The 26,079-nt window shown below is 60.6% G+C and carries 21 protein-coding genes, 1 tRNA gene and 2 rRNA genes; 19 read left to right on the plus strand and 5 right to left on the minus strand.

The window, feature by feature from the left end:
• The 8 genes from Q0974_RS05895 to Q0974_RS05930 all read left to right on the plus strand — a co-directional run.
• Nucleotides 1–349, plus strand: a 23S ribosomal RNA gene (locus Q0974_RS05895); the annotation flags it as partial.
• Between the two features lie 125 nt (nt 350–474).
• Nucleotides 475–589 (plus strand): 5S ribosomal RNA (gene rrf / locus Q0974_RS05900).
• 174 nt (nt 590–763) lie between these two features.
• Nucleotides 764–840 (plus strand) — tRNA-Met (locus Q0974_RS05905).
• A 164-nt stretch (nt 841–1,004) separates the two neighbouring features.
• The gene (locus Q0974_RS05910) at nt 1,005–2,435 is read left to right on the plus strand and encodes a hypothetical protein (protein ID WP_299323753.1); all 1,431 of its coding nucleotides are present in this window, start codon (nt 1,005–1,007) and stop codon (nt 2,433–2,435) included.
• Nucleotides 2,423–3,442, plus strand: a complete 1,020-nt coding sequence (locus Q0974_RS05915; protein ID WP_299323756.1) for a M14 family metallopeptidase — start codon at nt 2,423–2,425, stop codon at nt 3,440–3,442. The genes Q0974_RS05910 and Q0974_RS05915 overlap by 13 nt, the downstream gene beginning before the upstream one ends.
• A 105-nt stretch (nt 3,443–3,547) precedes the next feature.
• The gene (locus Q0974_RS05920; protein WP_299323758.1) at nt 3,548–3,787 is read left to right on the plus strand and encodes a DUF465 domain-containing protein; all 240 of its coding nucleotides are present in this window, start codon (nt 3,548–3,550) and stop codon (nt 3,785–3,787) included.
• Between the two features lie 56 nt (nt 3,788–3,843).
• Nucleotides 3,844–4,794, plus strand: coding sequence for a rhodanese-related sulfurtransferase (locus Q0974_RS05925; RefSeq protein ID WP_299323761.1), 951 nt, complete (start codon nt 3,844–3,846; stop codon nt 4,792–4,794).
• Nucleotides 4,787–5,446 carry a glutathione S-transferase gene (locus tag Q0974_RS05930; protein WP_299323763.1) on the plus strand — a complete coding sequence of 220 codons (660 nt, stop codon included), beginning with the start codon at nt 4,787–4,789 and terminating at the stop codon, nt 5,444–5,446. Before Q0974_RS05925 ends, Q0974_RS05930 begins: the two co-directional genes overlap by 8 nt.
• Nucleotides 5,447–5,472: 26 nt before the next feature.
• On the opposite strand, the gene Q0974_RS05935 is transcribed toward Q0974_RS05930, so the two are convergent.
• A complete protein-coding gene (locus tag Q0974_RS05935; RefSeq protein ID WP_299323765.1) occupies nt 5,473–6,147 on the minus strand; it encodes a PilZ domain-containing protein in 675 nt (224 codons plus the stop codon).
• 255 nt (nt 6,148–6,402) lie between these two features.
• Between Q0974_RS05935 and Q0974_RS05940 the strand changes: the two genes are divergently transcribed.
• From Q0974_RS05940 to Q0974_RS05965, 6 genes are all read left to right on the plus strand, one after another.
• On the plus strand, nt 6,403–7,584 hold the full coding sequence (locus Q0974_RS05940) for a CoA transferase (protein WP_299323767.1): 1,182 nt from the start codon (nt 6,403–6,405) through the stop codon (nt 7,582–7,584).
• Nucleotides 7,581–8,207 (plus strand): maleylacetoacetate isomerase, encoded by a 627-nt coding sequence (gene maiA, locus Q0974_RS05945; protein ID WP_299323769.1) that lies wholly within the window; start codon nt 7,581–7,583, stop codon nt 8,205–8,207. The genes Q0974_RS05940 and maiA overlap by 4 nt, the downstream gene beginning before the upstream one ends.
• A gap of 34 nt (nt 8,208–8,241) precedes the next feature.
• Nucleotides 8,242–10,296 carry a TonB-dependent receptor gene (locus Q0974_RS05950; RefSeq protein ID WP_299323772.1) on the plus strand — a complete coding sequence of 685 codons (2,055 nt, stop codon included), beginning with the start codon at nt 8,242–8,244 and terminating at the stop codon, nt 10,294–10,296.
• A gap of 103 nt (nt 10,297–10,399) precedes the next feature.
• Entirely contained in the window at nt 10,400–11,935 is a 1,536-nt protein-coding gene (locus Q0974_RS05955; RefSeq protein WP_299323775.1) for an acyl-CoA synthetase, read from the plus strand.
• Between the two features lie 22 nt (nt 11,936–11,957).
• A complete protein-coding gene (locus tag Q0974_RS05960; protein ID WP_299323777.1) occupies nt 11,958–13,265 on the plus strand; it encodes a cytochrome P450 in 1,308 nt (435 codons plus the stop codon).
• 5 nt (nt 13,266–13,270) lie between these two features.
• Complete coding sequence (locus Q0974_RS05965; RefSeq protein WP_299323779.1) at nt 13,271–13,573, plus strand: EF-hand domain-containing protein; 303 nt, start codon at nt 13,271–13,273, stop codon at nt 13,571–13,573.
• 57 nt (nt 13,574–13,630) lie between these two features.
• Here the strand turns inward: Q0974_RS05965 and Q0974_RS05970 are convergent, their stop codons facing one another.
• Nucleotides 13,631–14,263, minus strand: coding sequence for a TetR/AcrR family transcriptional regulator (locus tag Q0974_RS05970; RefSeq protein ID WP_299323783.1), 633 nt, complete (start codon nt 14,261–14,263; stop codon nt 13,631–13,633).
• Nucleotides 14,264–14,381: 118 nt separating this feature from the next.
• On the opposite strand from Q0974_RS05970, the gene Q0974_RS05975 reads away from it, so the two are divergent.
• Together Q0974_RS05975 and Q0974_RS05980 are read left to right on the plus strand one after the other, a co-directional pair.
• Nucleotides 14,382–15,860, plus strand: a complete 1,479-nt coding sequence (locus Q0974_RS05975) for a GMC family oxidoreductase N-terminal domain-containing protein (RefSeq protein ID WP_299323785.1) — start codon at nt 14,382–14,384, stop codon at nt 15,858–15,860.
• Between the two features lie 43 nt (nt 15,861–15,903).
• On the plus strand, nt 15,904–16,698 hold the full coding sequence (locus Q0974_RS05980; protein WP_299323788.1) for an SDR family oxidoreductase: 795 nt from the start codon (nt 15,904–15,906) through the stop codon (nt 16,696–16,698).
• Between the two features lie 196 nt (nt 16,699–16,894).
• Here the strand turns inward: Q0974_RS05980 and Q0974_RS05985 are convergent, their stop codons facing one another.
• From Q0974_RS05985 to Q0974_RS05995, 3 genes are all read right to left on the minus strand, one after another.
• Nucleotides 16,895–17,776 (minus strand): hypothetical protein, encoded by an 882-nt coding sequence (locus Q0974_RS05985; RefSeq protein WP_299323790.1) that lies wholly within the window; start codon nt 17,774–17,776, stop codon nt 16,895–16,897.
• A gap of 41 nt (nt 17,777–17,817) precedes the next feature.
• Nucleotides 17,818–18,603, minus strand: a complete 786-nt coding sequence (locus Q0974_RS05990) for an SDR family NAD(P)-dependent oxidoreductase (protein WP_299323793.1) — start codon at nt 18,601–18,603, stop codon at nt 17,818–17,820.
• A gap of 101 nt (nt 18,604–18,704) precedes the next feature.
• Nucleotides 18,705–19,877, minus strand: a complete 1,173-nt coding sequence (locus Q0974_RS05995) for an acetyl-CoA C-acetyltransferase (RefSeq protein WP_299323795.1) — start codon at nt 19,875–19,877, stop codon at nt 18,705–18,707.
• A gap of 164 nt (nt 19,878–20,041) precedes the next feature.
• On the opposite strand from Q0974_RS05995, the gene Q0974_RS06000 reads away from it, so the two are divergent.
• The 3 genes from Q0974_RS06000 (at nt 20,042) to Q0974_RS06010 (ending at nt 26,017) form a co-directional block, all read left to right on the plus strand.
• Nucleotides 20,042–21,184, plus strand: a complete 1,143-nt coding sequence (locus Q0974_RS06000) for an acyl-CoA dehydrogenase family protein (protein ID WP_299323798.1) — start codon at nt 20,042–20,044, stop codon at nt 21,182–21,184.
• Nucleotides 21,184–22,809, plus strand: a complete 1,626-nt coding sequence (locus tag Q0974_RS06005; protein WP_299323800.1) for a choline dehydrogenase — start codon at nt 21,184–21,186, stop codon at nt 22,807–22,809. Before Q0974_RS06000 ends, Q0974_RS06005 begins: the two co-directional genes overlap by 1 nt.
• A gap of 292 nt (nt 22,810–23,101) precedes the next feature.
• The gene (locus Q0974_RS06010; RefSeq protein WP_366943579.1) at nt 23,102–26,017 is read left to right on the plus strand and encodes a TonB-dependent receptor; all 2,916 of its coding nucleotides are present in this window, start codon (nt 23,102–23,104) and stop codon (nt 26,015–26,017) included.
• Nucleotides 26,018–26,079 lie beyond the last annotated feature (62 nt).

The raw sequence follows: 26,079 nt of genomic DNA on the forward strand, positions 1-26,079 counted from the left end.
GGTCCCAAGGGTTTGGCTGTTCGCCAATTAAAGTGGTACGTGAGCTGGGTTCAGAACGTCGCGAGACAGTTTGGTCCCTATCTGCCGTGGGCGTCGATATTTGAGAGGAGTTGCCCCTAGTACGAGAGGACCGGGGTGAACATGCCTCTGGTGGACCTGTCATCGCGCCAGCGGTGCAGCAGGGTAGCTATGCATGGACGGGATAACCGCTGAAAGCATCTAAGCGGGAAGCCTCCCTCAAGATAAGATATCTCCGAGCCGTAGAAGACCACTACGTTGATAGGCCGGGTGTGGAAGCGCAGTAATGCGTGAAGCTTACCGGTACTAATAGCTCTTTTTACACTTTCGAGAGTCCCGCCATCAACGACAATGCCGTGCATTAGCGCGGTGCATTGTCCGCGATTTGTGGATGATCTTTAGTCACAGCCCATGACGGGCATCGATTTCTTCCCCTTTTTCACGCCGGCTCCATAGCTTGGTGGCTATGGCGTCAGTGACCCACCCGATCCCATCCCGAACTCGGCCGTGAAACCTGATTGCGCCGATGGTACTTCGTCTTAAGACGCGGAAGAGTAGGTCGCCGCCAGGCTTTGCAGCCGGCGTGGAAACGAACAGGGAAACCCATTTGCGATTGTCTTTTGAGGGCCTCAGGCGCCGGCGCGGATATCCATCCGCTTGGCTACCGCGCCAATAAGGCGCGACGGCCGTTCGGCCTTGCGGACCTGCGGTCCGGATCATAGCGATACTGGACCGGCACAGTTGGCGCGGGGTGGAGCAGCCCGGTAGCTCGTCAGGCTCATAACCTGAAGGTCGTTGGTTCAAATCCAACCCCCGCAACCAACCATACCGATCGATGATCGATAGCCCGGCCCTCATCCGCCGGGCTTTTTCGCATTTGACGCCGATCAAATCGCCAAACCTTTCCAATGCTATGCCCCATGCTATTAAAATACGGGGCGGAGATCGACGCAAACGATCCGCGCGAACGGTATGGAGGATCCGGCATGGGCGAAGATATCGGGAAAACCGTCTTCGGTGAATCTGACTATGATGCCTTTCGCGCGCGCCTGCGCGATGAGACGAAGACGCTCAAAAACTGGTTTGACGACCGGCGGTTTGACGAGGCGGATCGTTTCACGGTCGGGCTCGAGATCGAGGCCTGGCTGGTCGATGAGAATTGCCTGCCCGCCCCGCATGCCGACGAGTTCATCGCTACGGCCAATGACGAGCGCGTCGTGCCCGAGCTGTCGAAATTCAACTTCGAACTGAATGCCGATCCGCAGTCCCTGCACGGCGATTGCCTGGGCGCCACCCATCGCGAAATCGATGCACTCTGGAGCCGCTGCAAGCGTGCCGGTGACACGCTCAATCTGAAGCCGCTGACCACCGGCATGCTGCCGACGGTACGCGACGAGATGCTGCAGCCAGCCTGGATGGCGAGCGCCAACCGCTATGCGGCGCTGAACAATTCATTGCTCAGGGCGCGAGAATCTGAGCCGATCCATATCTGCATCGAGGGCGAGGACAGGCTCGACTATCGCTGCGATCACATCATGCTCGAAGCGTCCTGTACGTCGCTCCAGGCGCATCTCAAGATCAATCAGGATGATGCCGCCCGCTTCTACAATGCGTCGACCATAGCCTCCGCGCCGCTTGTCGCGGCGAGCGCCAATTCGCCCTTCCTCTATGGCAATTCGCTCTGGGCGGAGACGCGGATACCGGCCTTCGAACAATCGACCCGGGTGCATGGGTTTCGCGATCGCGAAGGGCGCGATGTGCTGCGGGTTACGTTGGGGACGGGCTATCTGCGCCACTCGCTGCTCGAACTCTTTCTCGAGAATCTGAGCTATCCGGTGTTGCTGCCGATGCTGCGCGATGACACCGGTGACCTGCCGCATGTCCGGCTGCAGAATGGCACGATCTGGCGCTGGAACCGGCCGATTATCGGGTTCGATGGCGATGGAAATCCGCATCTGCGCGTCGAGCAGCGGGTCATGCCGTCCGGCCCGACTGTGACAGATATGGTGGCCAATCTGGCGCTCTATTATGGCCTGGCTCTGGCGCTGGGGCGCGCAGATACGCCGCCGGAAATAGAAACGCCGTTCGAAGATGCGCGCACCAATTTCTATGCCTGTGCGCAAAACGGACTGGCGGCGCGCGTGCGTTGGGCAGGGCGCGACACCGATGTGCGCGCGCTGTTGCTTGACGAGTTGCTGCCCGCGGCCAAGGCAGCGCTCGCCGCGGAAGGGCTCGACCCGGCGAGTCTCGATCATTATTTCGACGATGTTCTGGTCGAACGCATCGCATCCGGCCAAACCGGGGCGGAATGGCAGCGGCGCTACTACCGCGCCAATGGCCGTAACTTCCAGGCGCTGACCGAGCGCTATGTCGAAATGCAGGCGAGCGGAGAACCCGTGCATCAATGGCAGATATGACGCGCGCGGCCGAGCCGCTGAAACTGGACCGGCTCGACCATTTTCCCGATAAACTGCTGGGCGCGGAGCCGTGCGACATCCTCGGCGTCTTCCCCAACCCCACACTTATTACCCTGGCCGGTGAAGCCGGCCCGCCGCTTTGGGTCACGACGCTTCTGCATGGCAATGAGACAACGAGCTTCTACGTTCTGCGCGCGCTGGCGGCGAAATATCGCGATCGGCCGCCGCCGCGAAACCTGAGCGTTTTTGTCGGCAATGTGGAGGCGACGGCTGCCGGCGTCCGCTACCTGCCGGGGCAGCAGGATTTCAACCGGATCTGGGCGGACGGCCATAGTCCCTATCATCGCCTCGTCCATGACGTCGCCGAAATCGCGCGCGCCGAATGTCCGTTCGCCAGCATCGATATTCACAATAACAGCGGCACCAATCCGCATTATGGTTGCGTCAACGCCCTGCGGCCGGCCGATCTCAACCTCGCCGCGATGTTCGCGCCGCTCGGCGTCTATTACCGGAACCCGGCCACGACCCAGTCGATCGCCTTTTCAAGCTTCTGTCCGGCGGTCACTGTCGAATGCGGCCGCAGCGGGGACGAAGCCGGAATTGCGCGCGCGATCGATTTTGTCGAACGCACAATGCGTCTTGATCGCTTTCCCGATGCACCGCCATCGGCCGATACGGTGCGCCTCTATCATACGCTCGGGTCGGTGCTGATCGATCCGGAATGCGATTTCGCCTTTGGCGGGGACACTATGCCGCTGAACCTGCGGTCCGATCTCGAACGCCTCAATTTCACCGATCTGCCGGCCGATACGCCATGGGCAAACGTGCACCATCCGGTCTCGCCGCTGCGGGTCGTTGACGAACATGGCAATGATCTGACCGCGCAATTCTTTCGGCGGGACGGCGATACGATCCGCCTTCGCTGCCCGGCAACGCCGGCGATGGTAACGCAGGATCGCACTGTGATCCGTCAGGACTGCCTCTGCTATCTGATGGAGCCGCTCTAATGCGCGTTTAGCTTTGCGCCAGATCAAATTGTGTGGTGCATGGCGCTGTAGGATAATCGCCGAATCGAAAGGGCGCGAGCCCGAATACAGCAGGAGAGTTTATCGATGTCGCACACCCCTCACGAACTGGCCGACGAATTTCCGGAGCATGTCGACAAGCTGCACGATCTGAAAATGTCGAACGCGCATTTTGCGCGGATCGCAGAGGAGTATCACAAGGTCAATCGCGAGATTCACCGGATCGAAACCGAAGTGGAGCCAGCGACTGACGAGCGCACGACCGAACTGCGCAAGCGCCGCCTCGAACTGAAGGACGAAGTCAACGCGATGCTGGTCGCTGCCTAGAGCCGCTCGGCGGAAAATCCTTGCGTCCCGGGCGCGATCCCGCTGTTGATGGCGGGATGACCGAAACCGGACACAAGATCCGCGTCGCCGCGCTATATCGCTTTACACCGCTCGAGGATCGCGACGTGATCCGCGCGGACTTGCTGTCCGTGTGCAACGCGCACGGCATAAAGGGCACGATCCTGCTCGCGCCGGAGGGGATCAATGGCACGATTGCCGGTTCCAATTCCGGCATCGATGCTGTGCTCGATCATATCCGCGCGCTGCCCGGCTGCACCGATATCGAAGTCAAATTCTCCGCCGCCTCGGAAATGCCCTTCTACCGGATGAAGGTCCGGTTGAAGCGCGAAATCGTGACGATGGGCGAACCCGATATCGACCCCGTCGGCAACGTCGGCGACTATGTCGCGCCGGCGGATTGGAATGCGCTGATCGCCGACCCGGATACGATCCTGATCGATACACGCAACGATTATGAGGTGGCGGTCGGCACGTTCGAGAATGCGATCGATCCGAAAACGCCGAGCTTTCGGGATTTCCCCGCCTGGTTTCGCGACAATCGGGAAGCTCTTCTGGCGGGGCGAGACAATCCGAAGATCGCGATGTTCTGCACCGGCGGCATACGCTGCGAAAAGGCGACGGCGCTGCTCAAGGCCGAAGGGCTCGATGCCGTCTATCATCTGCAAGGCGGCATCCTCAAATATCTGGAGACCGTCGCACCCGAGGAAAGCCGCTGGAATGGCGAATGTTTCGTGTTCGACGAGCGCGTGAGCGTGACACACGGTCTCGAACGCGGGAGCCATACATTATGTCGCGCATGCCGCATGCCTGTGAGCGCTGCGGATCGGGCCTCTCCCTATTATGTCGAAGGGGTCAGTTGCCCGGCCTGTTATGCCAGCCGAACCGCCGAACAGCGGCGCGGCTATGCGGAGCGGCAGCGCCAGAGCGAGCTGGCGGCGGCGCGGGGCGTGCCCCATGTCGGCGCGGAGCTACCGGACCATGACTGACTGGCCCATTCTCTACAGCTTCCGTCGCTGCCCCTATGCGATGCGGGCGCGGATGGCGCTGCTCGTCTCCGGGCAGCGCTGCATGCTGCGCGAGGTGCTGTTGCGCGACAAGCCGGAAGCCATGATCGCCGCCTCGCCCAAGGGAACCGTGCCGGTGCTGGTGTTGGCAGACGGTGCAGTCATCGACGAGAGTCTCGACGTTATGCGCTGGGCGCTCGCGCAAAGCGATCCGGAAGGCTGGCTGGAGCCGGACGTTTCGGAATGCACGGGGCTGGTCGAGACGAATGATGGCCCATTCAAGCATCATCTCGATCGCTATAAATATGCGACACGCTACGACAGCGACCCGGTCGAACATCGGGCTGCCGCGTCGGCCCTGTTGAACGCGCTTGAGGAGCGGCTACAGGCCAGGGCGCAGTTGCTTGGCGACGCCAGGTCTTTTGCCGATATCGCGCTGTTTCCCTTCATTCGCCAGTTCGCCGCGACCGACAGTACATGGTTCGATGCGCAGCCCTGGGCCGCGCTACGCAACTGGCTGGACGCGCATATCGGTTCTGCGCTGTTCAAATCCGCGATGGGGAAATTTCAGCCTTGGGCGCCGGGCGATCCGGAAATAATCTGGCCGGCCGATGGCGCTCGGTCTGATCTGTAAAGGCGACGCAGACCGTCGCGCGTGAATCAATGCCGGATGGCGACATCCTTCGCTGCCGGTGCATCTGCAGCATGTTCGCAGCCTTGCTGGGCCGCCCAATAGGCGACCTGATCGAGCGGCATGATACGGTTGAATGAAATACCGGCATGATGATCACTGACCCATCGCACGACACTGGCGCGGACGGGGAGGCCTTCGATTTCGACCACCGCGTCGACTCCAGCCTCGAGGAACATGCCGGCGGCGACTTTGACGCCGCCCTGAGATATATCCAACACCTGCAGCCGCTCATGCGTATCGCCGATCGTAACCTTGGCCATACCGTCTATGCTGAGGCGCGGCGCGCGCGGCGCCATGCGTCCGCTATGCGGCGCGAGCACTTCGTGCACGTCGATCGGTGTGTCGAATTCGATTCCGGCGCGGCCATCCTTGATCCAGCGCACGATCCCGCGCGCCTGGGCGCCAGCCTTGAACTCGATCTGGACGGGAGTGTCGATTGCGATGGGCGCGAAAACCTCGGTCATGACGCCGCGGCTCGAAATGTTCCGGATCAGGCACAATTCCTCCACCGTGTCCGTCATGATTTTGCCGGCCTGCAAGACGCTCATATAGCGCTGGCCGGAGCGCCGGTCAGGCGATAGCGGCGGCTGCTCGGACAGCGAAATCGTCGTGAACTCGGTCAAACCCGTATCGCCCAACATGATCTTCCCCTGATGACTATCTCCAAAACGCTAAACACACATATAGCAGAAAAGTTCCAACAAACAGGATTATTATTTGAAGAATATAAAGATTACTTGCCCAGGGGCGGATTTTATTGACCATCGATTTATACCTATAGTTAAGAAATCATAAACTAGACCAGTTACGGTGATCTCTCGCTTCATCCGCGCGGTCCATCAAGGCCATGGCGAATTGCGTTTCGCTTCGATATGCAAGCTCTGAAGGAGCCGCTCATGACCGATCCCAAGCTGCTCGAAGGCATCCGCGTCGTCGATATGACGAGCGTGATTTTCGGGCCCTATGCGACGCAGACACTCGCCGATTGCGGTGCCGATGTGATCAAGGTGGAACCGCCGACCGGCGATCAGTTCCGGTCCGCCGGTAAGCCCGCCAATAATCGCGGTATGGGCGCGTGCCATATGACGCTCAATCGCGGCAAGCGTTCGATCGCGCTCGACCTGAAGAATGACGACGACCGTGCCGTCATGCGGGAGCTGCTCTCTACCGCCGACGTGTTCATCCACAATGTCCGGGCGCATGCGATCGAAAAGCTGGGCTTCGGCTATGAGGCTGTTCGCGAATTCGCGCCCGATATCGCCTATGTCCACTGCACGGGGTTCGGCTCGGACGGGCCCTATGCGCCGCTCCAGGCCTATGACGATGTGATCCAGGCGGCGAGCGGGATGACGTCCATGTTGCCGCGCGCGGACAAAAATCCCGCGCCGCGCTTCGTGCCGGCGGCGATTGCCGACAAGGTGTCTGGCCTGCATGCCGCCTATGCGACGCTGACGGCCGTCATCCACAAGCTGCGCACGGGCGAGGGGCAGTTCGTCGAAGTGCCGATGTTCGAAAGCTTCACGCATTTTTCGTTAGAAGAGCATCTCTATGGCGCGACCTTCGATCCGCCCGTCGAGAGCATCGTCTATAAGCGCCAGGCTGAACCGACACGCCAGCCTTTCCCGACCGCCGACGGTCATGTCGCGATCGTGCCTTATACCGACGCGGATTGGGGTAAGCTGCTGACCGTGCTTGGCGATCCTGAATTCGTCGAGAAAGAACCCTATGACACGCCGCTCGGCAGGTTCCGCAATCAGCCGGATATTTTCACGCGCATCGCCGAGCTCACGCCGGCAAAGACCAGTGCGGAATGGACGCGGCTGCTCAACGAAGTGCGCATCCCGTGCATGCCGTGTCGCGATGTCGCCGATATTTTCGACGATCCCCATCTGAAAGCGACGGGCTTTTTCAAGCGCCGTGAACATCCGAGCGAAGGCGGCTATATCGAGATGCAGCCGCCGGTGCGCTTCGGCGCACGGCCGGACGCCGAACTCGGCTATGCCCCGCGGCTTGACGAGCATGGCGCGGAAATCCGCGAGGAGCTGGCGCAGCGCAGACCTGTCAGGCGCGCCTCATGATCCGGCTCTACGATTACTATCGATCGTCAGCGAGCTATCGCGTCCGCATCGCGCTCAATCTTAAGGGCCTCGACTATGAGCGCGTGGACATCAACCTGCTCGATGGCCGTCAGAAGAGCGACGAATATCGCGCCCGCAATCCGCAGGGCCTCGTGCCGCTCCTTGAGATCAACGGGGCGCAGCTCACCCAGTCGCTGAGCATCGTCAACTATCTGAACGGCGTCTATCCCGATCCGCCGCTTGCGCCCGCTGATCCGATTGCCGCCGCGCATGTCCGCTCGATGGCGCAGGTCGTGGCGAGCGATATTCATCCGCTGAACAATCTGCGTGTACTGAATTACGTCACCGACGTTCTCGGTCATGACAAGGAGAGCAGGGCGCGATGGTATGCGCATTGGGTGCATGAAGGGTTTGAAGCGCTGGAACAGCTCGCGCTCCGCCATGGCGGCGAGTATCTGTCCGGCGATCTGCCCGGCCTCGCCGATCTCTGCCTCGTGCCGCAAATATATAACGCCCGGCGTTTTGAGATAGCGCTGGACGCTTATCCGACACTGGTCGCCTATGACGCCAAGGCGAATGCGCTCGATGCGTTTCAGGCTGCGCATCCCGACAAAATCGGCTAGGCCCGTCCGAACCGCCCGAGTTCGAGTGATCCTTATGCGCAAATTCGCCGCTATTCTCCTTGCTACAGCCGCGTCGCCCGCCATCGCGCAGGGCGATCCGATCATCGTGACGGCCGCTGGTCTGGACGATCCGGTCGGCGAGGTCGCCTATAATGTCGTGACGATCGACGTGGAGGATTTGGCGCGCGAACCAAGCGGCCGGCTCGAAAATATCCTCGGCCAAATCGCCGGTTTTCAGCTTTTCCGGGCATCGGATTCGCGCTCAGCTAATCCGACCAGCCAGGGCGCGACATTGCGCGGGCTCGGCGGCAATGCGTCGAGCCGCGCGCTGCTGATCCTCGATGGTGTGCCGCAAAGCGATCCGTTCGGCGGCTGGGTCAGCTGGCCGGCCTTCGACACAGACACGATCGGGCGCGTGCGCGTCTCGCGCGGCGGTGGGAGTGGCGTGTTCGGGCCCGGCGCGCTCGCCGGCACGATCGAGATGGAAAGCCTGTCGACCGAGAATTTCCAGCCCGCGCGCGCCAGCCTGTCCTATGGCAGCCGCGACGCGATGGAGATGAGCTTCGGCGTGATGCTGCCGCCGAGCGAAAATACGCTGATCGACGTGTCCGGCTATTATGCGGAGGGCGACGGCTTCATCCCCATCGTTTCCGACCAACAGGGCTCGATCGACGAGCCAGCGGCTTATGAGCAATATGGCGGTGCGCTTCGCTATGCCGCGCCGATCGGCAATACCGAAATCCAGGTCGCTGGCCGTTTCTTCCATGACGAGCGCAATCGCGGTTTTCCGTTCAGCGGTAACCGGACGCGCGGCATCGACGGTAGCGTGCGGCTTGTCGGCCGTGGCGCGTGGCAGTGGGAGGCGCTGTTCTACTATCAGGATCGCGGTTTCCGCAGCAGCTTCGCCCGCGTCGATGCGGCGCGCACGACGGCCGATCAGGTGCTCGACCAGTTCAGCGTCCCCTCCACCGGCTATGGTGGGCGGTTCGAAATCCGGCCGGCATTGCCCGGCGATGCGGTCGAGCTGCGGCTGGGCGGTGACTATCGCGAAACTGAAGGACGGACGCGCGAGCGTTTCTTCTTCGTCGGTGGCGCGCCGACACGCGAACGCGAAGCGGGCGGCGTCACGCGCACGGTCGGCGGTTTCGCGGAGATTACGGCACGCGCTGCACCGGGACTGACACTTACCGGCAGCGGGCGTATCGATCGCTGGTGGATCGAGAACGGCTTCTTCCGTCAGGGCGATCTTGGCGGACCGCTGAACGATCAGACCCTGTTTGCGGATCGCGGCGACTGGCGGGTAACAGGCCGTGCCGGCATCGCCTGGGAGCCCGATAATCCGATTACGATCCGCACGGCCGCCTATACCGGCTGGCGTCTGCCGACGCTGAACGAACTCTTCCGGCCTTTCCGCGTCGGTAATGACGTGACGGGGGCGAACGCACTGCTGCGCCCCGAAAGCCTGGATGGTGTCGAGATTGGCGCGGACTATACGCCGGCGTCCTTCCTGCGGCTCAGCGGCACGGTCTTCTACAACCGCCTCGAAGACGCGATCGCGAACGTCACGGTCGGGCAGGGCCCCGGCTTCTTCCCCGGCATCGGTTTTGTGCCGGGCGGCGGTCTGGCGCGGCAACGGCAGAATCTCGACGCCATCGAAGCGGCGGGTGTCGAGCTCGACGCACGCGCGCAGTTCGCCGAATGGAGCGTCGCGCTGTCTTATGCCTTCACTGATGCGTCGGTAGACGCGACAGGAGTGGCGGTTGCGCTCGATGGGTTGCGCCCGCCCCAGGTCGCCCGGCATAGCGCGGCCGCGACGCTCGCTTATATCCGCCCGATGGGCGGCGAGGCGGCGATTACGCTGCGCTATATCGGTAGCCGGTTCGAGGACGATCAGAACCTGCGGAGGCTCGACGATGCGCTGACGGTCGGTGCGCGGGCGCTGATCCCGCTCTACGGCCCGCTGAAGATCGAGGTGCGGGCCGAGAATATCTTCGATGCGCGCGTCGAAGCCGGGATTTCCGGAACGGGCCTGATCGAACGCGCCACGCCGCAAACCTTCTGGGCCGGGCTGCGCTTCGCCTTCTTCTAGGTGCAGAGACCGTATACGGTCCGCCGAAAGACGCTACGGCCCCCTCGATTTCCGCTTTCCGTTCGCGTAACCCATTGGGAAAATAGAATCGGAGAGGCCCAATATGCACCCCTATATCCATGCCGAGTCCAATCCCGATAAGCTCGCGATCATCATGGGATCGACCGGCGAAACGGTCAGCTATGCCGAGCTCGACAAGAGATCGAACCAGATCGCGCATCTGTTCCGCAAACTCGGGCTCGGCCATGGCGATCCGGTCGCGGTTTGCATGGACAATCGCGCGCGCTTTTTCGACATCGCCTGGGCGGCCTTTCGCGCCGGTCATGTCTTCGTGCCGATCTCCTGCCGCCTGACGGCACCGGAGATTGCCTATATCCTCGAAGATAGCGGCGCGAAGGCGCTGTTCGCTTCCGATTATCTTGGCGATCATTTGAACGAACTGGCCGATTTCGGGCCGCCGCTCGAACGGTTCACGGTCGATGCGGCGCGCAAGGGATATGCCAATCTCGATGAAGCGGTCGCCGATATGCCCGAAACGCCGGTCGACGATCAGCGGGCCGGGGTCGATATGCTCTATAGCTCAGGCACGACCGGACGGCCCAAGGGCATCAAGCTGCCGCTGCCCGAAGACCCGCGCATCGATCAGGGCAATCCGCTCATCATGCTGGCCGGCACCGCCTTCGGTTTCACGCCGGACAGCACATATCTGTCACCCGCACCGCTCTATCACGCTGCGCCGCTGCGCTGGTGTCTGACTGTCCACAAGATGGGCGGCACGGTGGTCGTGATGGAGAAATTCGACGCCGAACAGTCGCTGGCGCTGATCGAGCAATACAAGGCGGATGTCAGCCAATGGGTGCCGACCCATTTCGTCCGCATGCTCAAACTGACCGAGGAAACTCGGGCAAAGTACGATGTGTCGTCGCTCAAATGCGCGATCCACGCCGCCGCGCCCTGCCCGGTCCCGATCAAGGAGCAGATGATCGACTGGTGGGGGCCGGTGCTGAAGGAATATTATGCGGGCAGCGAGGGCAACGGCTTTACCTTTATCGATTCCGAGACCTGGCTGACGCACAAGGGGTCTGTCGGCACGGCGCTGATCGGTACGATCCGGATCTGCGATGAGAATGGCGACGAAGTCCCGGCCCGCACCGAAGGCACCGTTTATTTCGAAGGCGGGTCGTCGTTCAAATATCATAATGACGCGGAAAAGACGGCCGAAGCCACGAACAAACATGGCTGGACGACGCTCGGCGATATCGGCTGGGTCGATGAGGAGGGCTTTCTCTATCTCACCGATCGCAAGAGCTTCATGATCATTTCGGGCGGCGTGAACATCTATCCGCAGGAAATCGAGAATCTGCTCGTGACGCATGACAGGATCGCCGACGCGGCTGTGATCGGCGCGCCCGACGAGGATATGGGCGAGCGCGTCGTCGCGATCGTCCAGCCGCTCGACATGGCCGATGCGACACCGGAATTCGGCGAGGAGCTGATCGGCTGGATGCGGCATCATCTTTCGGGCGTGAAAGTGCCGCGCCAGGTCGATTTCCGTGAGGAATTGCCGCGACATCCGACAGGCAAGCTCTACAAGCGCCTGCTGCGCGACGAATATTGGGAAAAGGACGGGGCTACCTGACAGTCTGGCTGAGGAGGAGAGGATGGCAGGAACAGCCGAAGACGTACCGACGCTGTCGGAAGATATGGCACGGCGGGTTATCGCGCCCGAGTCTTACGCCGAATGGGACGGTCTGCTCGATACGTTCGACTGGCTGCGCGACAATATGCCCGTCGGGCGCATCGTTGCCGCCGATGACAGCTTCGATCCTTTCTGGCTGGTCACGCGCTACGAAGATGTGATGCGGATCAGCAAGGACAATGCGACTTTCCTCAACAATCCGCGGCCGGTGGTCCTGTCGACCCGCGATGCGATCGAATTCTCGCTGAAGGTCACCGGCAGCAAGATGCTCGTCGATTCGCTGGTCGTCTTCGACGCGCCGATCCACCCGAAATATCGCCGGCTGACCCAAGACTGGTTCATGCCGAAGAATCTCAGGAAGATCGAGGACGAGATACGCGCACTGGCCAAACGCACGGTCGACCGGCTCGTGGAGAGTGGCCCCGAGAGCGATTTCGTCGCGCTCGTCTCCGCGCCCTATCCGCTCCATGTCGTAATGCAGATTCTCGGCGTACCCGAGGAGGACGAACCCAAGATGCTGTTCCTGACGCAACAAATGTTCGGCGGGCAGGACGAGGATCTGTCGGGCAGCGGGATGAAGGACATGACGCCTGAACAGATCACCCAGATCGTCGCTGGTGCGGTCAAGCAGTTCGAAGACTATTTCGCGAAGCTCGCCGCCGACCGCCGCGCCGATCCGACCGATGATGTCGCCAGCGTAATCGCCAATGCGACCGTGGATGGCGAGCCGCTCAACGACCGCGATATGGCCGGTTATTACATCATCGTCGCTTCGGCCGGACATGATACGACCTCGGCCTCGACCGCCGGGGCGATGCTGGCATTGGCGCAGGACGCGGAACAGTTCACGAAGGTGAAGGCGGACCGCAGCCTGCTGCCCGGCATTGTCGAGGAGGCGATCCGTTGGACATCGCCGGTTCAGCATTTCATGCGTACTGCCGCCGAGGACACCGAGGTCGGCGGGCAGACGATAAAGAAGGGCGACTGGCTGATGATCAACTATGTCGCCGCCAATCACGATCCCGCGCAATTCGATAACCCCCGCACGTTCGACGCCGCGCGGTCACCCAACCGCCATCTCGCCTTCGGGGCCGGCGCGCATCAGTGCTTGGGCCTTCATCTCGCGCGACTGGAGATGCGGATATTGTTTGATGAGCTGCTCGACCGGCTGGAAACAGTGGAACTGGCCGGCGAGCCCAAGCGCGCCAATTCGACCTTTGTCGGCGGGTTGAAGACGCTGCCGCTCAGATATCGGACGGCTGAGGAGTAGTGACGATGAAGGCGATGATCCTGATTGGCGCAACGATGGCGGTTGCAATGCCTAGCAACGCGATGGCGCAAAGCGATGCCGAGCGCGAGGCGGCACAGGCCAATTTCCGCCAAGCCGATGCGAATGGCGACCGCCGTCTCAGCCGGTCTGAATTCCGTACCTTTATCGACGCCAATGCTGAAGACGGACTCGGCCGCGCCAGCGCCGTCCGTCGCCTCGGCGCCTATGATCGCGCTTTCGACCGGGCGGACCGCAACGGCAATGGTGTGGTAACGCCCGCCGAACTTTCCGTCGTGCAGAGCGATTGAGCCTGAGCGGTGCGGCCCGTTCGCGCTAAAATCGGCCCGGCGCGATCGGCGCAACTATTATAGCTGCCGCTTCTCCAGTGCCGCCGCAAATTCCCGTCTGGCCGATGCTTTCAGGCAAGGCAGCAAGATAGCCAAGTGATGCCGCACACCGCGTTGCTGATCGGCCCAGCTTGGTTGTTCCAGTCCTTCCAGTTCGCGCAAATGGTCTATCCAGTAGCGGCTGATGATCCAGAGCGATCGGGCCAGCACTTCGATGTCTTCCGCACCCCTCCGTACGAATAGATCTTCGTCGTCAATCCGCCGAAGCAACCCGAGCAGCTCTTCATAGTCGGCGCCAAGTTCGGAATCGGGCCGCTGACCGATCGGGGCGCCGGCATATTGGATGCGATCGCGCATCAGGAACCGGTAGCGCCAGGTTAGCTCCATCCCGAACAGCAGATGCTCGACATAGTCGTCGGCGAGGGAGCCGGGTTTCAGTGCCGCGCGGCGGTCTTTCATCAACTGCAACGCATCATCTTCCAGCGCCATCGCCAGATCGCGCTTTGTTGGGAAATGATAGGTCAGATTCCCTTGGGACATGCCCAGAGTAGCGGCGACCTCTGTGACCGACGTGGCGGCATAGCCTTTCGCGTTAAAGATCGTGCGGCTCGCATCCAATATCCGGGTTGCCGTGGCGGAGCGCTGTCTCATCGGTTCGATTTTCCACTTCTCTTGCCGGCTGGTTTCGTAACGGGGTTGCAATTTAGTACATAATACCTATTTCTAGGTTTTACTACCTAAATTGATTCGTGTTGTGTGGGACAAGAGAATGGCTGAACAAAAAGGGCGCCATATCGTCATAGTCGGGGGCGGAACCGCAGGATCGGTGCTGGCGGCGCGTCTCAGTGAGGACGACGGCCTCTGGGTCACGTTGCTCGAAGCCGGTCCGGACGAATCGGCCTATGATTCGTCTGTCTTCGATCCGGCACGCGCGCCCGATGCGTGGCTGGGTGTATGCCCCATCGCCCGGACACTCATGCATACGGACAATAACGCGATCCCGATCTTGCAGGGGCGGATGCTCGGCGGCACGTCGGCGGTAAACGGCCTGGCCACTTTGCGCGGCTTGCCGGAGGATTATGACGGCTGGGCGGCATCGGGGCTGGAAGGATGGGGCTGGCAGGATGTTGTCGACACGTTCAAGGCGGCCGAAACAGACATGGATTTCGGCGCCGCCCCCCTTCATGGCGATTCCGGGCCGCTGACCGTCCGACGGTGGCGACGGGACGAAATGAGCCATGCGCAGCTCGCGTTCCTCGATGGCATGATCGAAGCCGGCAGCGATGCGGTGGCGGATATCAATGATCCGGGCCAGCTTCCGGGCATTGGCGTTTTTCCGGTTACGATCGATGCCGACGGCAATCGCCTGACCACGAGTCTCGCCTATCTACCGCCTGCCGTCCGGCAGCGCGAGAATCTAGTGATCCGCACGAACAGCCAGGTCACGGGCTTGCATATCGAGGGGCGGCGCGCGGCTGGCGTGATACTGGAGAATGGGGAGCAGATCGAAGCGGGCGAGGTCGTGATCGCGGCCGGCGCACTCTGGTCTCCGGTGTTGCTGATGCGATCGGGCGTCGGACCGGCCGCCCATCTGACCGATCACGGTATTGGCGTTGTCGCCGATCTCCCGGTTGGTGAAACGCAGCACGATCATCTCGGCCCGGGCGTTCCCTATCGCCATGAGGGGCCGCGCGGCGGCACGGCCGGCCCGGCGCAATCCCTGTATATCGGTGCCTCGAACGGGACGGATGTGGATTACCATCTTTTCCCGATCGCACCCGCGGCAACCGACGGACCGACGGACTTTAACATGGCCGCCTTCCTGCTGCGCTCGTCGGGACAGGGCACAGTCAGGCTGGGAGAATCACCGGAGGCCGATCCGATCGTCACCGCACCCCCCTTGCCCGACGACGGTATGGAACGCCTGCGTCATGCGTTCGATCGGCTCGCGGCATGGGAGCGATCTGACGCCTTTCGGGAATCCGGCTGCACCCCGCTCATTCCTTACGATCTGACCAAGCCCGACGCGGTCTCCGTTGCCATCGAACGCGGACTCATCAGCTACGGCCATATGACCGGCACTTGCCCGATGGGATCGGTGCTCGATGCCGATTGCCGCGTGCTGGGAATGGAGGGGCTGCGGGTCGTTGACGCCTCGGTCATGCCGACCATCCCGTCGGGCAACACCTATCTCGGATGCGTGATGATCGCCGAGCGCGTCGCCCGCAAGATGCGCGCCGGCAGCTAAAGACGACGCCGAACGAAATCGAACACAAATAGCGAGGAAAGACATGGATCTTCAGATCAAAGGCAAGAAGGCGATCATGGCCGGCGGCAGCGCGGGCATGGGGCGGGCGACGGCGGAACGATTGGCGGAGGCCGGGACCGAACTCTACATTACCGCCCGCGGCGAAGAGCGGTTGGCAAAGGCAGCAAACGAAATATCCGAGAAATATGGGGCGAAGGTGACACCGGTTGTCGCCGATTCGTCGACGGACGAGGGGCGCGCGGCGCTCTTCGCGGCCTGTCCCGATCCCGACATCCTCTCGATCACGATCAAGCCGCCGGCGCCCAATGGCGATTTTCTGAAGGTCACGCCCGATATGTGGCGCTCTTCGATCGAAACCACATTGATCGGGCCGATCGAGATCATGCGGCACTATATTCCCGTGATGAAGGACAAGGGCTGGGGGCGGATCGTCAACATCGCCACTTTCTCCGCCAAGAACCCGATGATCTGGCGCCTCATGTCCGGGCCGGCGCGCTCCGCGCTGATCAACTACACGGCCAGCGTCTCACGCGAGATCGCGCAGCATGGGGTGATCATCAACAATCTCCTGCCGGGCATTTTCCAGACCGAAGGTTTCAAGGAAAGCATGGAGGACTATGCGGCCGCGTTCGATCTCGAACCAAAGATCGAGGTCGTCCAGCCGCACTTTGCGTCGCACAACAAGATTCCGGCTGGATTCATGGGCGTGGCCGACGACCTCGCCCCAATGGCGGTTTTTCTGTGCAGCGACCTTGCGCGCTTCATCGTCGGGCAGAATATCGTGATCGACGGCGGCCAGCACTATTCGATATTCTGACAACGGATTGGGGCTCGGATTTGTGGTCGCCAAAAGAAAAGGCGGGCCGCTGCCCGCCTTCTCGTGAAACTGGCTGATCGACCGGCTGGAAACCGTCGAGCTGGCCGGTGGACCCAAGCGTGCCAACTCGACCTTTCTAGCCGGACTTGGAGAGGTCAAGCGACAAAGAGCGCCTACGCCAGTGGGCAAGCTAAAGCTATACGGCGTCCGTATCTAACGAGAAAAATTGCGGCTCTTCTATGTGGTAGCGCATTGCATTGTATTTGAAACCACCATCCGGATATTTGAGGAAACGCATAAGCTTATATCTGAATTTGTGCTTCTGATATTTGAACTGCTGTATGGCGCTCACGCGCGGTTGTCCCCTTGCTTCCAAGTGATAGGAGACCAACCCATCTCCGAGAGGGTTAACGATTTCCATTAGAACACAGGCCCGAATTTCGCCGCTCTCTGCGAGTTCCTTCAAGCGCTTGAAGCCCCAAGAACGCTGAAGAGGCCGCAGAACAGGGTGGTCGTCTTTCTTCGGTTCTACCGAAGTCCGACGAACCGTACCTTCCATATCCACTACCCAGGAAAAAAATTGAAAGTGCTGATTCCATGCCTGATACGAGCGGCACCACTTCTTCGCTAAGGCGAGCAGATCGGCCTGATCGGCATTCAGATCGGCCTCTGAACCTTCGTATGGAAATGGTGACGGCTCAACGCCTGCGTAAACGACATTCTCGCCGAACGCGCGCTTCTCCGCTTCGATAGCATATTTCACGTTCTGCCGATAACTGGGCCATATGAGTCCCTCGCACTCCTGAAGAGTATGCGCACCCGTTTTCGTGTCTCCCGCGAGATATGCTTCCAGAGACATTTCAATTAGTTCGGCGGCGATACCTGCCAAACGTTCATCTTTGAGCTTTCGTTCTGCAAAGTGAAATCCAGATCGAAGTTGATCGAAAGCGTCTTCTAGCTCTTTTTGCTGATCGGCTACGAATGCATCATCGCCGATCTCGCGAAACCGATCCGGGGCGCTCACCAGAACGTATGACCAATGGTCATGATATCTCCCAATCGTTTCGAATTCCCGCAAACTGCGCTCCCAGACCTGAGGACTCCGTATTTTAGAACCTACTACCGCGGCGCCATGCGAATGGCGCCGTCGAGGCGGACATCTTCGCCGTTGAAATACTCATTCTCGATCATCGTCAGCGCGAGATGCGCATATTCTTCCGGATTGCCCAGGCGCTTCGGGAAGGGCACCGAGGCGGCCAGCGCATCGCGGACCTTTTGCGGCGCGCCCATCAGCAGCGGCGTGTCGAAAATGCCGGGCAGGATCGTGTTGATCCGGATATTCTCGCTCATCAGGTCGCGCGCGATGGGGAGCGTCATGCCGACGACGCCCGCCTTGGACGCCGAATAGGCGACCTGGCCCATCTGCCCGTCTTCGGCCGCGACCGATGCCGTGTTGACGATGGTGCCGCGATCGCCGCCTTCGGTCAGCGGGTCGAGCGTCATCATGCCGGCCGCCGATTTGGCGATGCAGCGGAAGGTGCCGACCAGGTTGATCTGGATCAGCCAGTTGAAGGCGTCGGCGGGGTAATGCTTGATCGACCCGTCTTCCTTGGAACGGCTGGCGGTCTTCATCGCCGCGCCCGTACCTGCGCAGTTCACGAGGATTCGTTCCTGGCCGATCGCCTCGCGCGCCTTGGCGAAACCGGCATCGACGCTCTCGTCTTCCGTGACGTTGACTTGGCAGAAGACGCCGCCGATTTCGTCCGCGACGACATTGCCCTTTTCTTCCTGCAGGTCGAATAGCGCGACCTTCACACCTTTCGCGGCGAGCAGGCGCGCGGTGGCCGCGCCGAGGCCCGAAGCGCCGCCGGTGACGACGGCCGAGATGCTGTCATTGAGTTCCATGATAATCCTCTTGTTCTGGGAGCGCCCGAAAAGGCGCGACGTGAAAATACGAACGCCCACCTAGGATAGTCCCGGGCGGGCGTTATGGGAAATCGAAGCGTCTAGCTCATCCGTTCGATGATCGTGACATTGGCTTGGCCGCCACCTTCACACATCGTCTGCAGGCCATATTTGCCCTCGCGCTGTTCGAGCGCGTTCAAGAGCGTCGCCATCAGCTTCGTGCCCGATGCGCCGAGCGGGTGGCCGAGCGCGATCGCGCCGCCATGGACGTTGATCTTGTCGGCGTCCGCGCCCGTATGCTTGAGCCAGGCGAGTGGGACCGGGGCGAAGGCTTCGTTGACCTCATAGACGTCGATATCGCCGATCGAGAGCCCGGCCTTTTCAAGCGCCTTGTCCGTCGCGAAGAGCGGCTCTTCGAGCATGATGACCGGATCGCCGGCGGTGACGGTGAGATTGTGGATACGCGCCCGCGGCGTCAGGCCATGATCTTTCAGCGCCTGCTCGCTGACGACCAGCACGGCCGACGCGCCGTCGCAGATCTGGCTCGACGAGGCCGCCGTGATGACGCCGCCTTCCTGGATGAGCTTGACGCCCTGAATGCCTTCCAGCGTCGCATCGAACCGGATGCCTTCATCGACCGTGTGGGTTTCCGGACCCTCGGGCGTCTCGATTTCGAGCGGCACGATTTCGTTATCGAACGCGCCGGCTTCGGTCGCGGCCTTGGCTTTCTCGTGCGAGGCAAGCGCATATGCGTCGAGCTGGTCCTTGGAGAGGTCATGCTTTTTCGCAACCATTTCGGCGCCCATGAACTGGCTGAACATGATCTTCGGATAGGCGTCTTCGAGGCGCGGGCTCTTATAATTGCCCATGCCTTCCTTCATGTATAGCGTCGCCGTTGAGCCCATCGGCACGCGCGTCATGCTCTCGATGCCGCTCGCGACCACCATATCCTGTGTCCCGCTCATCACGGCCTGGGCCGCGAACTGGATCGATTGCTGCGACGAGCCGCACTGCCGGTCGATCGAAACGGCAGGAATCGAATCGGGCAGCTTGGAGGCGAGTACCGCATTGCGGCCGACATCCATCGTCTGCTCGCCGCCCTGCATGACGCAGCCGGTGATGACGTCGTCGATCGCTGCCGTGTCGAAATCGTTGCGGTCGGCGATGGCGTCGAAAACCGCCGCGCCGAGATCGACCGGATGAACCCCGGCCAGCTTGCCGCCACGGCGTCCGCCGGCGGTTCGCACTGCATCAACAATATAGGCGGCTGCCATCGTATAGTCTCCTCGTTGTCCGTGAGTCGCGGTATCCCGCATTCACCGGCCCTTGTGCATTAAGGTTGACGTTCGCGTCAACCTGCATATCACGGATCGCGATCTGTTTATTCGCTCGCGAAGGATTCTCGCGCGCATCGGCGCGGAGACGAAAGGATATTCCCATGCTGCAGACTGCCAACCGCATTGCCTATGACGAAAATCATGAGCTCTTCCGCGATCAGGTGCGCAAATTCTTCGACAAGGAGCTGCATCCCAATCTCGACCGCTGGGAAGAGGAAGAGATTGTCGATCGCGGTTTCTGGAAGGCGTGCGGCGCAGCGGGACTGCTCTGTCCGACCATGCCGGAGGAATATGGCGGGCTCGGCACCGATTTCGGCTATAACGCCGTAATCGACGAGGAGCTTGCCTATGCCGGGTCGTCCGCAGGGATCACGCTCCAGTCCGATATCGTGGCCGATTACATCCTCTCATACGGCTCGGAAGAGCAGAAAAAGGAATGGCTGCCCAAGATGATATCGGGCGAAGCGATTACCGCGATCGCCATGACCGAACCGGGCACCGGGTCCGACCTCCAAAGCGTCAAGACGACCGCCAAGAAGGATGGCAATCATTATGTGATCAACGGTTCGAAGACGTACATCACCAACGGCCAGAATGCCGATCTCATCATCGTCGTCGCCAAGACCGATCCGACGCTCGGCGCGAAGGGCGTATCGCTGATCCTCGTCGAATCCGATCGTGACGGCTTCGAGCGCGGCCGCAATCTCGACAAGATCGGCCAGCATTCGGCCGATACGTCCGAACTGTTCTTCAACGATGTCCGCGTGCCGATGACCAACTGCCTCGGCGAAGAAGGGATGGGCTTTGTCTATCTGATGAGCCAGCTCCCGCAGGAGCGGCTCGGCATCGCGATCAGCGGCCAAGCGGCCGCGCAGCGCGCCTTCGACGAAGCGGTGAAGTTCACCAAGGATCGCGCGGCCTTTGGCAAGACGATCTTCGATTTCCAGAACACGCAGTTCACGCTGGCCGAGCTTGCCGCCGATCTCCAAGTCGGCTGGGCGCATCTCGACTGGGCGATCAAGCGCCATCTCGACGGAGACCTCACCGCGGAGGAAGGTGCGGCCGCCAAGCTCTGGCATACGGAGCTGCAATGGAAGGCGTGCGATGCCGCGCTCCAGCTGCATGGCGGCGCCGGCTATATGAACGAATATCCGATCGCGCGGCTCTGGCGCGACGCGCGCGTCCAGCGCATCTATGGCGGCACGTCAGAGATCATGAAGCTTGTGATCGGCAGGAGCGTGTAATGGCGATCGAGACCACGGAATTCGATTATGTCATTATCGGCGCGGGCAGCGCCGGATGCGTGATGGCCAATCGCCTGTCCGCCGATCCCTCGGTCTCGGTGTGCCTCATCGAGGCAGGCAAGGAAGACAAAAGCCTGCTCGTGAAGATGCCGGCGGGTGTCGGTGCGCTGCTCAAAAAGCCCAATCCGCAAAACTGGTTCTTCTGGACCGAGCCGCAAAAGCATCTGGACAATCGCAAACTCTACTGGCCGCGCGGCAAGGGCTGGGGCGGGTCTTCGAGCATAAACGGCATGATCTATATCCGCGGCCATGCGCGCGATTACGACCAGTGGCGGCAGATGGGCCTGACCGGCTGGGGCTATGACGATGTCCTGCCCTATTTCAAGAAATCGGAAAGCTATGCCGAAGGCGACGATGCTTATCATGGCCGGGACGGTCCGCTGGGCGTCACCAATAGCCGGATGACCGATCCGATCTACGGTCAGTTCGTCGGCGCCGGGGCCTCGGCGGGCTTTCCGCTGACCGACGATTTCAACGGCGAGCAGCAAGAGGGCATGGGGCCGTACCAGCGCACGATCGCCGATGGCGAACGGTTCAGCGCGGCGCGGGCCTATCTGCACCCGGTTGCCGGTAAGCGCGACAATCTCGCCATTCTCTCCACCGGTCTCGTCACGAAAATCCTCGTCGAGGACAAGCGCGCAACCGGCGTGGAGGCGGTCTCCGGCAAGGGCCGCGACAAGCGAGTCGTGAAAGCGCGGCGCGAGGTGATCGTCTGCGCGGGCGCGGTCCAGTCCCCGCAACTGCTGATGCTATCGGGCATCGGCGACCCGGCAGAGCTCAACAAACACGGCATCGACGTCGCCCACGCATCGCCGCAGGTCGGCAAGAATCTGCAGGACCATCTCGATGTCGTTGTCGCGCATGAGATGACGCAGAAAATGTCGGCCCATTCCAAACAGGCCGGCCTCAAAAAGATTGTCGTCGCGCTCGATTTCCTCGCCCGGCGCAAGGGCGCGGGCACCGATAACTTTCTGCAGGCCGGCGCTTTCCTCAAATCGCGCGAGGGTCTCGATCGGCCCGATATCCAGCTGCATCTCGTCAATGCGATCATGATCGAGCACGGATTTCAGGAGGTGAAGAAGGACGGATTCACTATCCATGCCTGCCAGCTCCGCCCCGAGAGCCGTGGCGAGATCGGTTTGAACTCACCCGATCCCCTCGCGCCGCCGCGGATCGACCCCAATTATCTCGACAGCGAGGAAGACAAGCGCGTGATGCGGGAGTCCGTGCGGATCATCCGCTCGATCTGCCGTCAGGCCGAACTGGATCCGTTGCGCGGCACAGAGATCGTGCCCGGCGATGCCGTGGAAAGCGACACGGAGATCGATGCCTATGTGCGGGAATCGGCTGAAACCATCTATCATCCGGTCGGCACCGTTCGGATGGGCGTGGACGACGACTCGCCGCTCGATGGCAGCCTGAAAATGCGTGGAATGAAGGGCTTACGCGTGATCGACGCGTCAGTGATGCCGACCTTGATTGGCGGCAATACCAATGCGCCGGTCATCATGATCGCCGAAAAAATCGCCGACGAAATGCGTCAAAGCCAGCATGCCGTAGCGTAAATGCGGCGCTCCGTGCCGTACAATCGACTGTTGCAGCCTTGCACAATGGCGGAAATTAAGCGTTCCGCGCACGTCAATTCCGGTTGACGCAGATTCCTGTGCGGCTTAGCCTCAAAGAAAAATAAAATGTCGGAGAGAGTATCGGCGGGGCGAATAATGATGCGGGGAACGGCGGTTTCTGCGCCGTAACCTCGACCTCCCCATCGGTGAAAATCTCTGACAATTGGAGAACTGGCGAAAGCCAACCGCAGACAAGCCGGACCACCGGCGCGCATTATGGGGAGAGAATGCTGTGAAAAAGACTCAGTTGTTGATTGCGACGGCGCTTGGTGCGGGCATGGTAAGCCCCGTAATGGCGCAAACCAGCTCAACCGGTGCCAATGCGCCGATTATCGTTACGGCCCAGCGCCAGTCACAGTCGCTACAGGACGTGCCGATTGCGGTTTCGGCTTTCGATTCAGAAGCGCTTCAATCGCAGCAGATCGAGAATGCGAGCGATCTTCAGCTGACATTGCCAAACGTCTCCTTTACCAAGAGCAACTTCACGGCCTCGAGCTTTACGATCCGTGGCATCGGCGATCTTTGCGTGGGTAACTCTTGTGATGCCGCAACGGCGATCCATCTCAACTCTGCGCCGCTGTTCGGCACGCGTTTGTTTGAAGCCGAATATTTTGATGTCGAGCGGATCGAGGTTCTTCGCGGCCCGCAGGGCACGCTGTTCGGGCGCAATGCTACGTCGGGTGTGGTCAATGTCGTGACGGCTAGACCTGATCTCGGTGGCTTTGCCGCATCGGGTCAGGTTGAATATGGCAACTATGACTCATTCGAAGTGCAGGGCATGGTCAATGTGCCGATTGCGGATTGGCTCGGCATTCGTGCAGCGGGCATTTACGTCAATCGCGACGGCTATACGCGGAATTTGTTCGACAACAGCCGGATCGATGGACGCGATCTCTACGGTCTTCGCGGCTCAATCCGGATCGAGCCGGGTCCGGATACGATTATCGACCTGATCGGCTATTACTTCCGCGAGGATGACGACCGGCTGCGTATTCAGAAACAAACCTGTCAGCGCGATCCAACCGGCGTGCTCGGCTGTTTGAATGCGCGGCGGGAATTCGGACAAGTAAATTCCAATTCGAATTTCACCGGTGTTCTCACTTCGGCTGAGTTCTATGCGATTGCCGGAATTCCTACGGCTTTTGCTCTTGGCAGCGTGTACGGGCCCGATGCCTATGCCAACTTCACCGAGCCTCAAGATCCGCGGGTGGTGAACACGCCGTTCACGCCTGAATATTTCACTGACGAGCTCCAACTGCAGGCGCATTTCGAGCATGATTTCGGCGACGTAAACCTGTCTCTCACCGGCACCTATTCGGAAGGGACGATCGAGTCGCGGCAGGATTATAACCTCGGCATCCAGGATCGCACGTTCTTTGCTCCCGCGCTCAATACCCTGGCCGCTGCTGCTCAAGGTTTGGTGCCCGGTCTTCCGGCTTCCTATTTCGCTCCGGTTGCGAACGCAATCATCCCTAACGGCCCGGACGGTCAGCTCTGCACGTCCGACACCGTCGAGAGCGGTCTGGGCTCCTTTGGCGGACAGAGTATCTGTGGTGATGTGCCGCTTCAGTTCGACCGGTCAAACGCGGATTCCCACGCCTGGACGTTCGAAGGAATTGTGACCTCCGATTTCGATGGCCCGGTCAATTTCCTGCTTGGTGCTATCTATGCGGAGCGCGATATTTCCAATGGCGATTATTATGTAAACGCATTCCCGATCGACTATCTCTCCGGTATTCTCGGTGCGTTCAACTCGTTCCCGAATGCTCTGCCGCCATCCTTTCTGGGCTCGCCTTACTTCCGCAGCAATACGCAGTCCAATAGGCTCGAATCCTATGGCGTCTTCGGCGAGATCTATTGGGATATTACCGATGATCTGACGTTCACCGGTGGCCTGCGGTACAATATCGATGAAAAGGAAACGACACAACGCACGACGCTTGCCGACTTCCTTGTCCCGCATGGAACAAGTACCGATATTTTCGATTCACCCTTTGCGGTTGCTTTTGATGCGGACCCGGGCCGGTCGGGGAACCAGATTATCCAGGAGCGTTCCGCAAGTTTCAATGAGATAACCGGACGCGCCGTTCTTGATTGGCAATATACGCCGGATAACTCCGTCTACATATCCTATTCGCGCGGTTATAAATCGGGCGGTATCAATCCGCCGCTTTCACCGCTGTTTCAGGTGCCCGAGACTTTCCAGCCGGAATCGATCGACGCATTCGAGATCGGTTCGCGCAACGTCTTGTTCGACGGTGAGCTGACGCTTAACGCAACGGCCTTCTACTATAAATATAGCGGCTTGCAGCTCAGCCGCATCGTCGCGCGGACGTCAGTGAATGACAATATCGACGCGAATATCTGGGGCCTGGAGCTGGAAGCGGTCTGGAACCCGATCGAACCGTTGTTGATTAACTTCGGTGCCAGCTATCTTAACACCGAGGTTTCGGACGATCGGCTCTTCGTGAACCAGCGCGATCCCTCAGGCGGCGATCCCAACTCTGTCATCGTCAAAGATCTTCAGGCGGCGTTCAACTGTGCCGTGACGTCCGGAAGCCTGGCCAATACGGCCGGCTTTGTAACGGCGGTCAATGGAGGGCTCGGTCTACAGGGGCCGACGGCGTTCCCCGCCGATAGCGGTCTCGGTACCACGCTGGGCGCTTTCAGCATTTGTAATGTTCTGGCGGCCCAGTCAGCGAATCCAGCTCTTCAGGCGCTGTTCCCCGGCATCCAAGTGTTTGCGGGTCAGGCGCCGGGCATCGATTCGGGTATCCCTGTCAGTATCAACGGCAACGAACTGCCCCAGGCTCCGGACTATAAGATATCGATCGGGGCGCAGTATACGGCCGAATTCGACAACGGCATGTCGATCGTTCCGCGTGTCGATGCGGCGTATACCGGTGAGAGCTTCGGCAATATCTTCAACGGAGACATCAACCGGCTTCCCGGCTATTGGCAGGTCAATGCGCAGCTTCAATTCAATGGGGCCGATGATCGTTGGTTCGTCCGTGCCTTTGTGCAAAACTTGTTCAACGACGATCCGGTGACGGGCCTCTATCTGACTGACCAGTCATCCGGTTTGTTCACCAACATCTTCACGCTGGAACCGCGCCGCTACGGCATCGCCGCAGGCTTCAACTTCTAGACGCGAAGAATCGCAAAGAAACGGGGCGCTGCGTTTGACGCGGCGCCCTTTTTCGTGCGTGT

Origin of the sequence: Parasphingopyxis sp., from assembly GCF_028279465.1 — a bacterium.
Taxonomy (GTDB): domain Bacteria; phylum Pseudomonadota; class Alphaproteobacteria; order Sphingomonadales; family Sphingomonadaceae; genus Parasphingopyxis.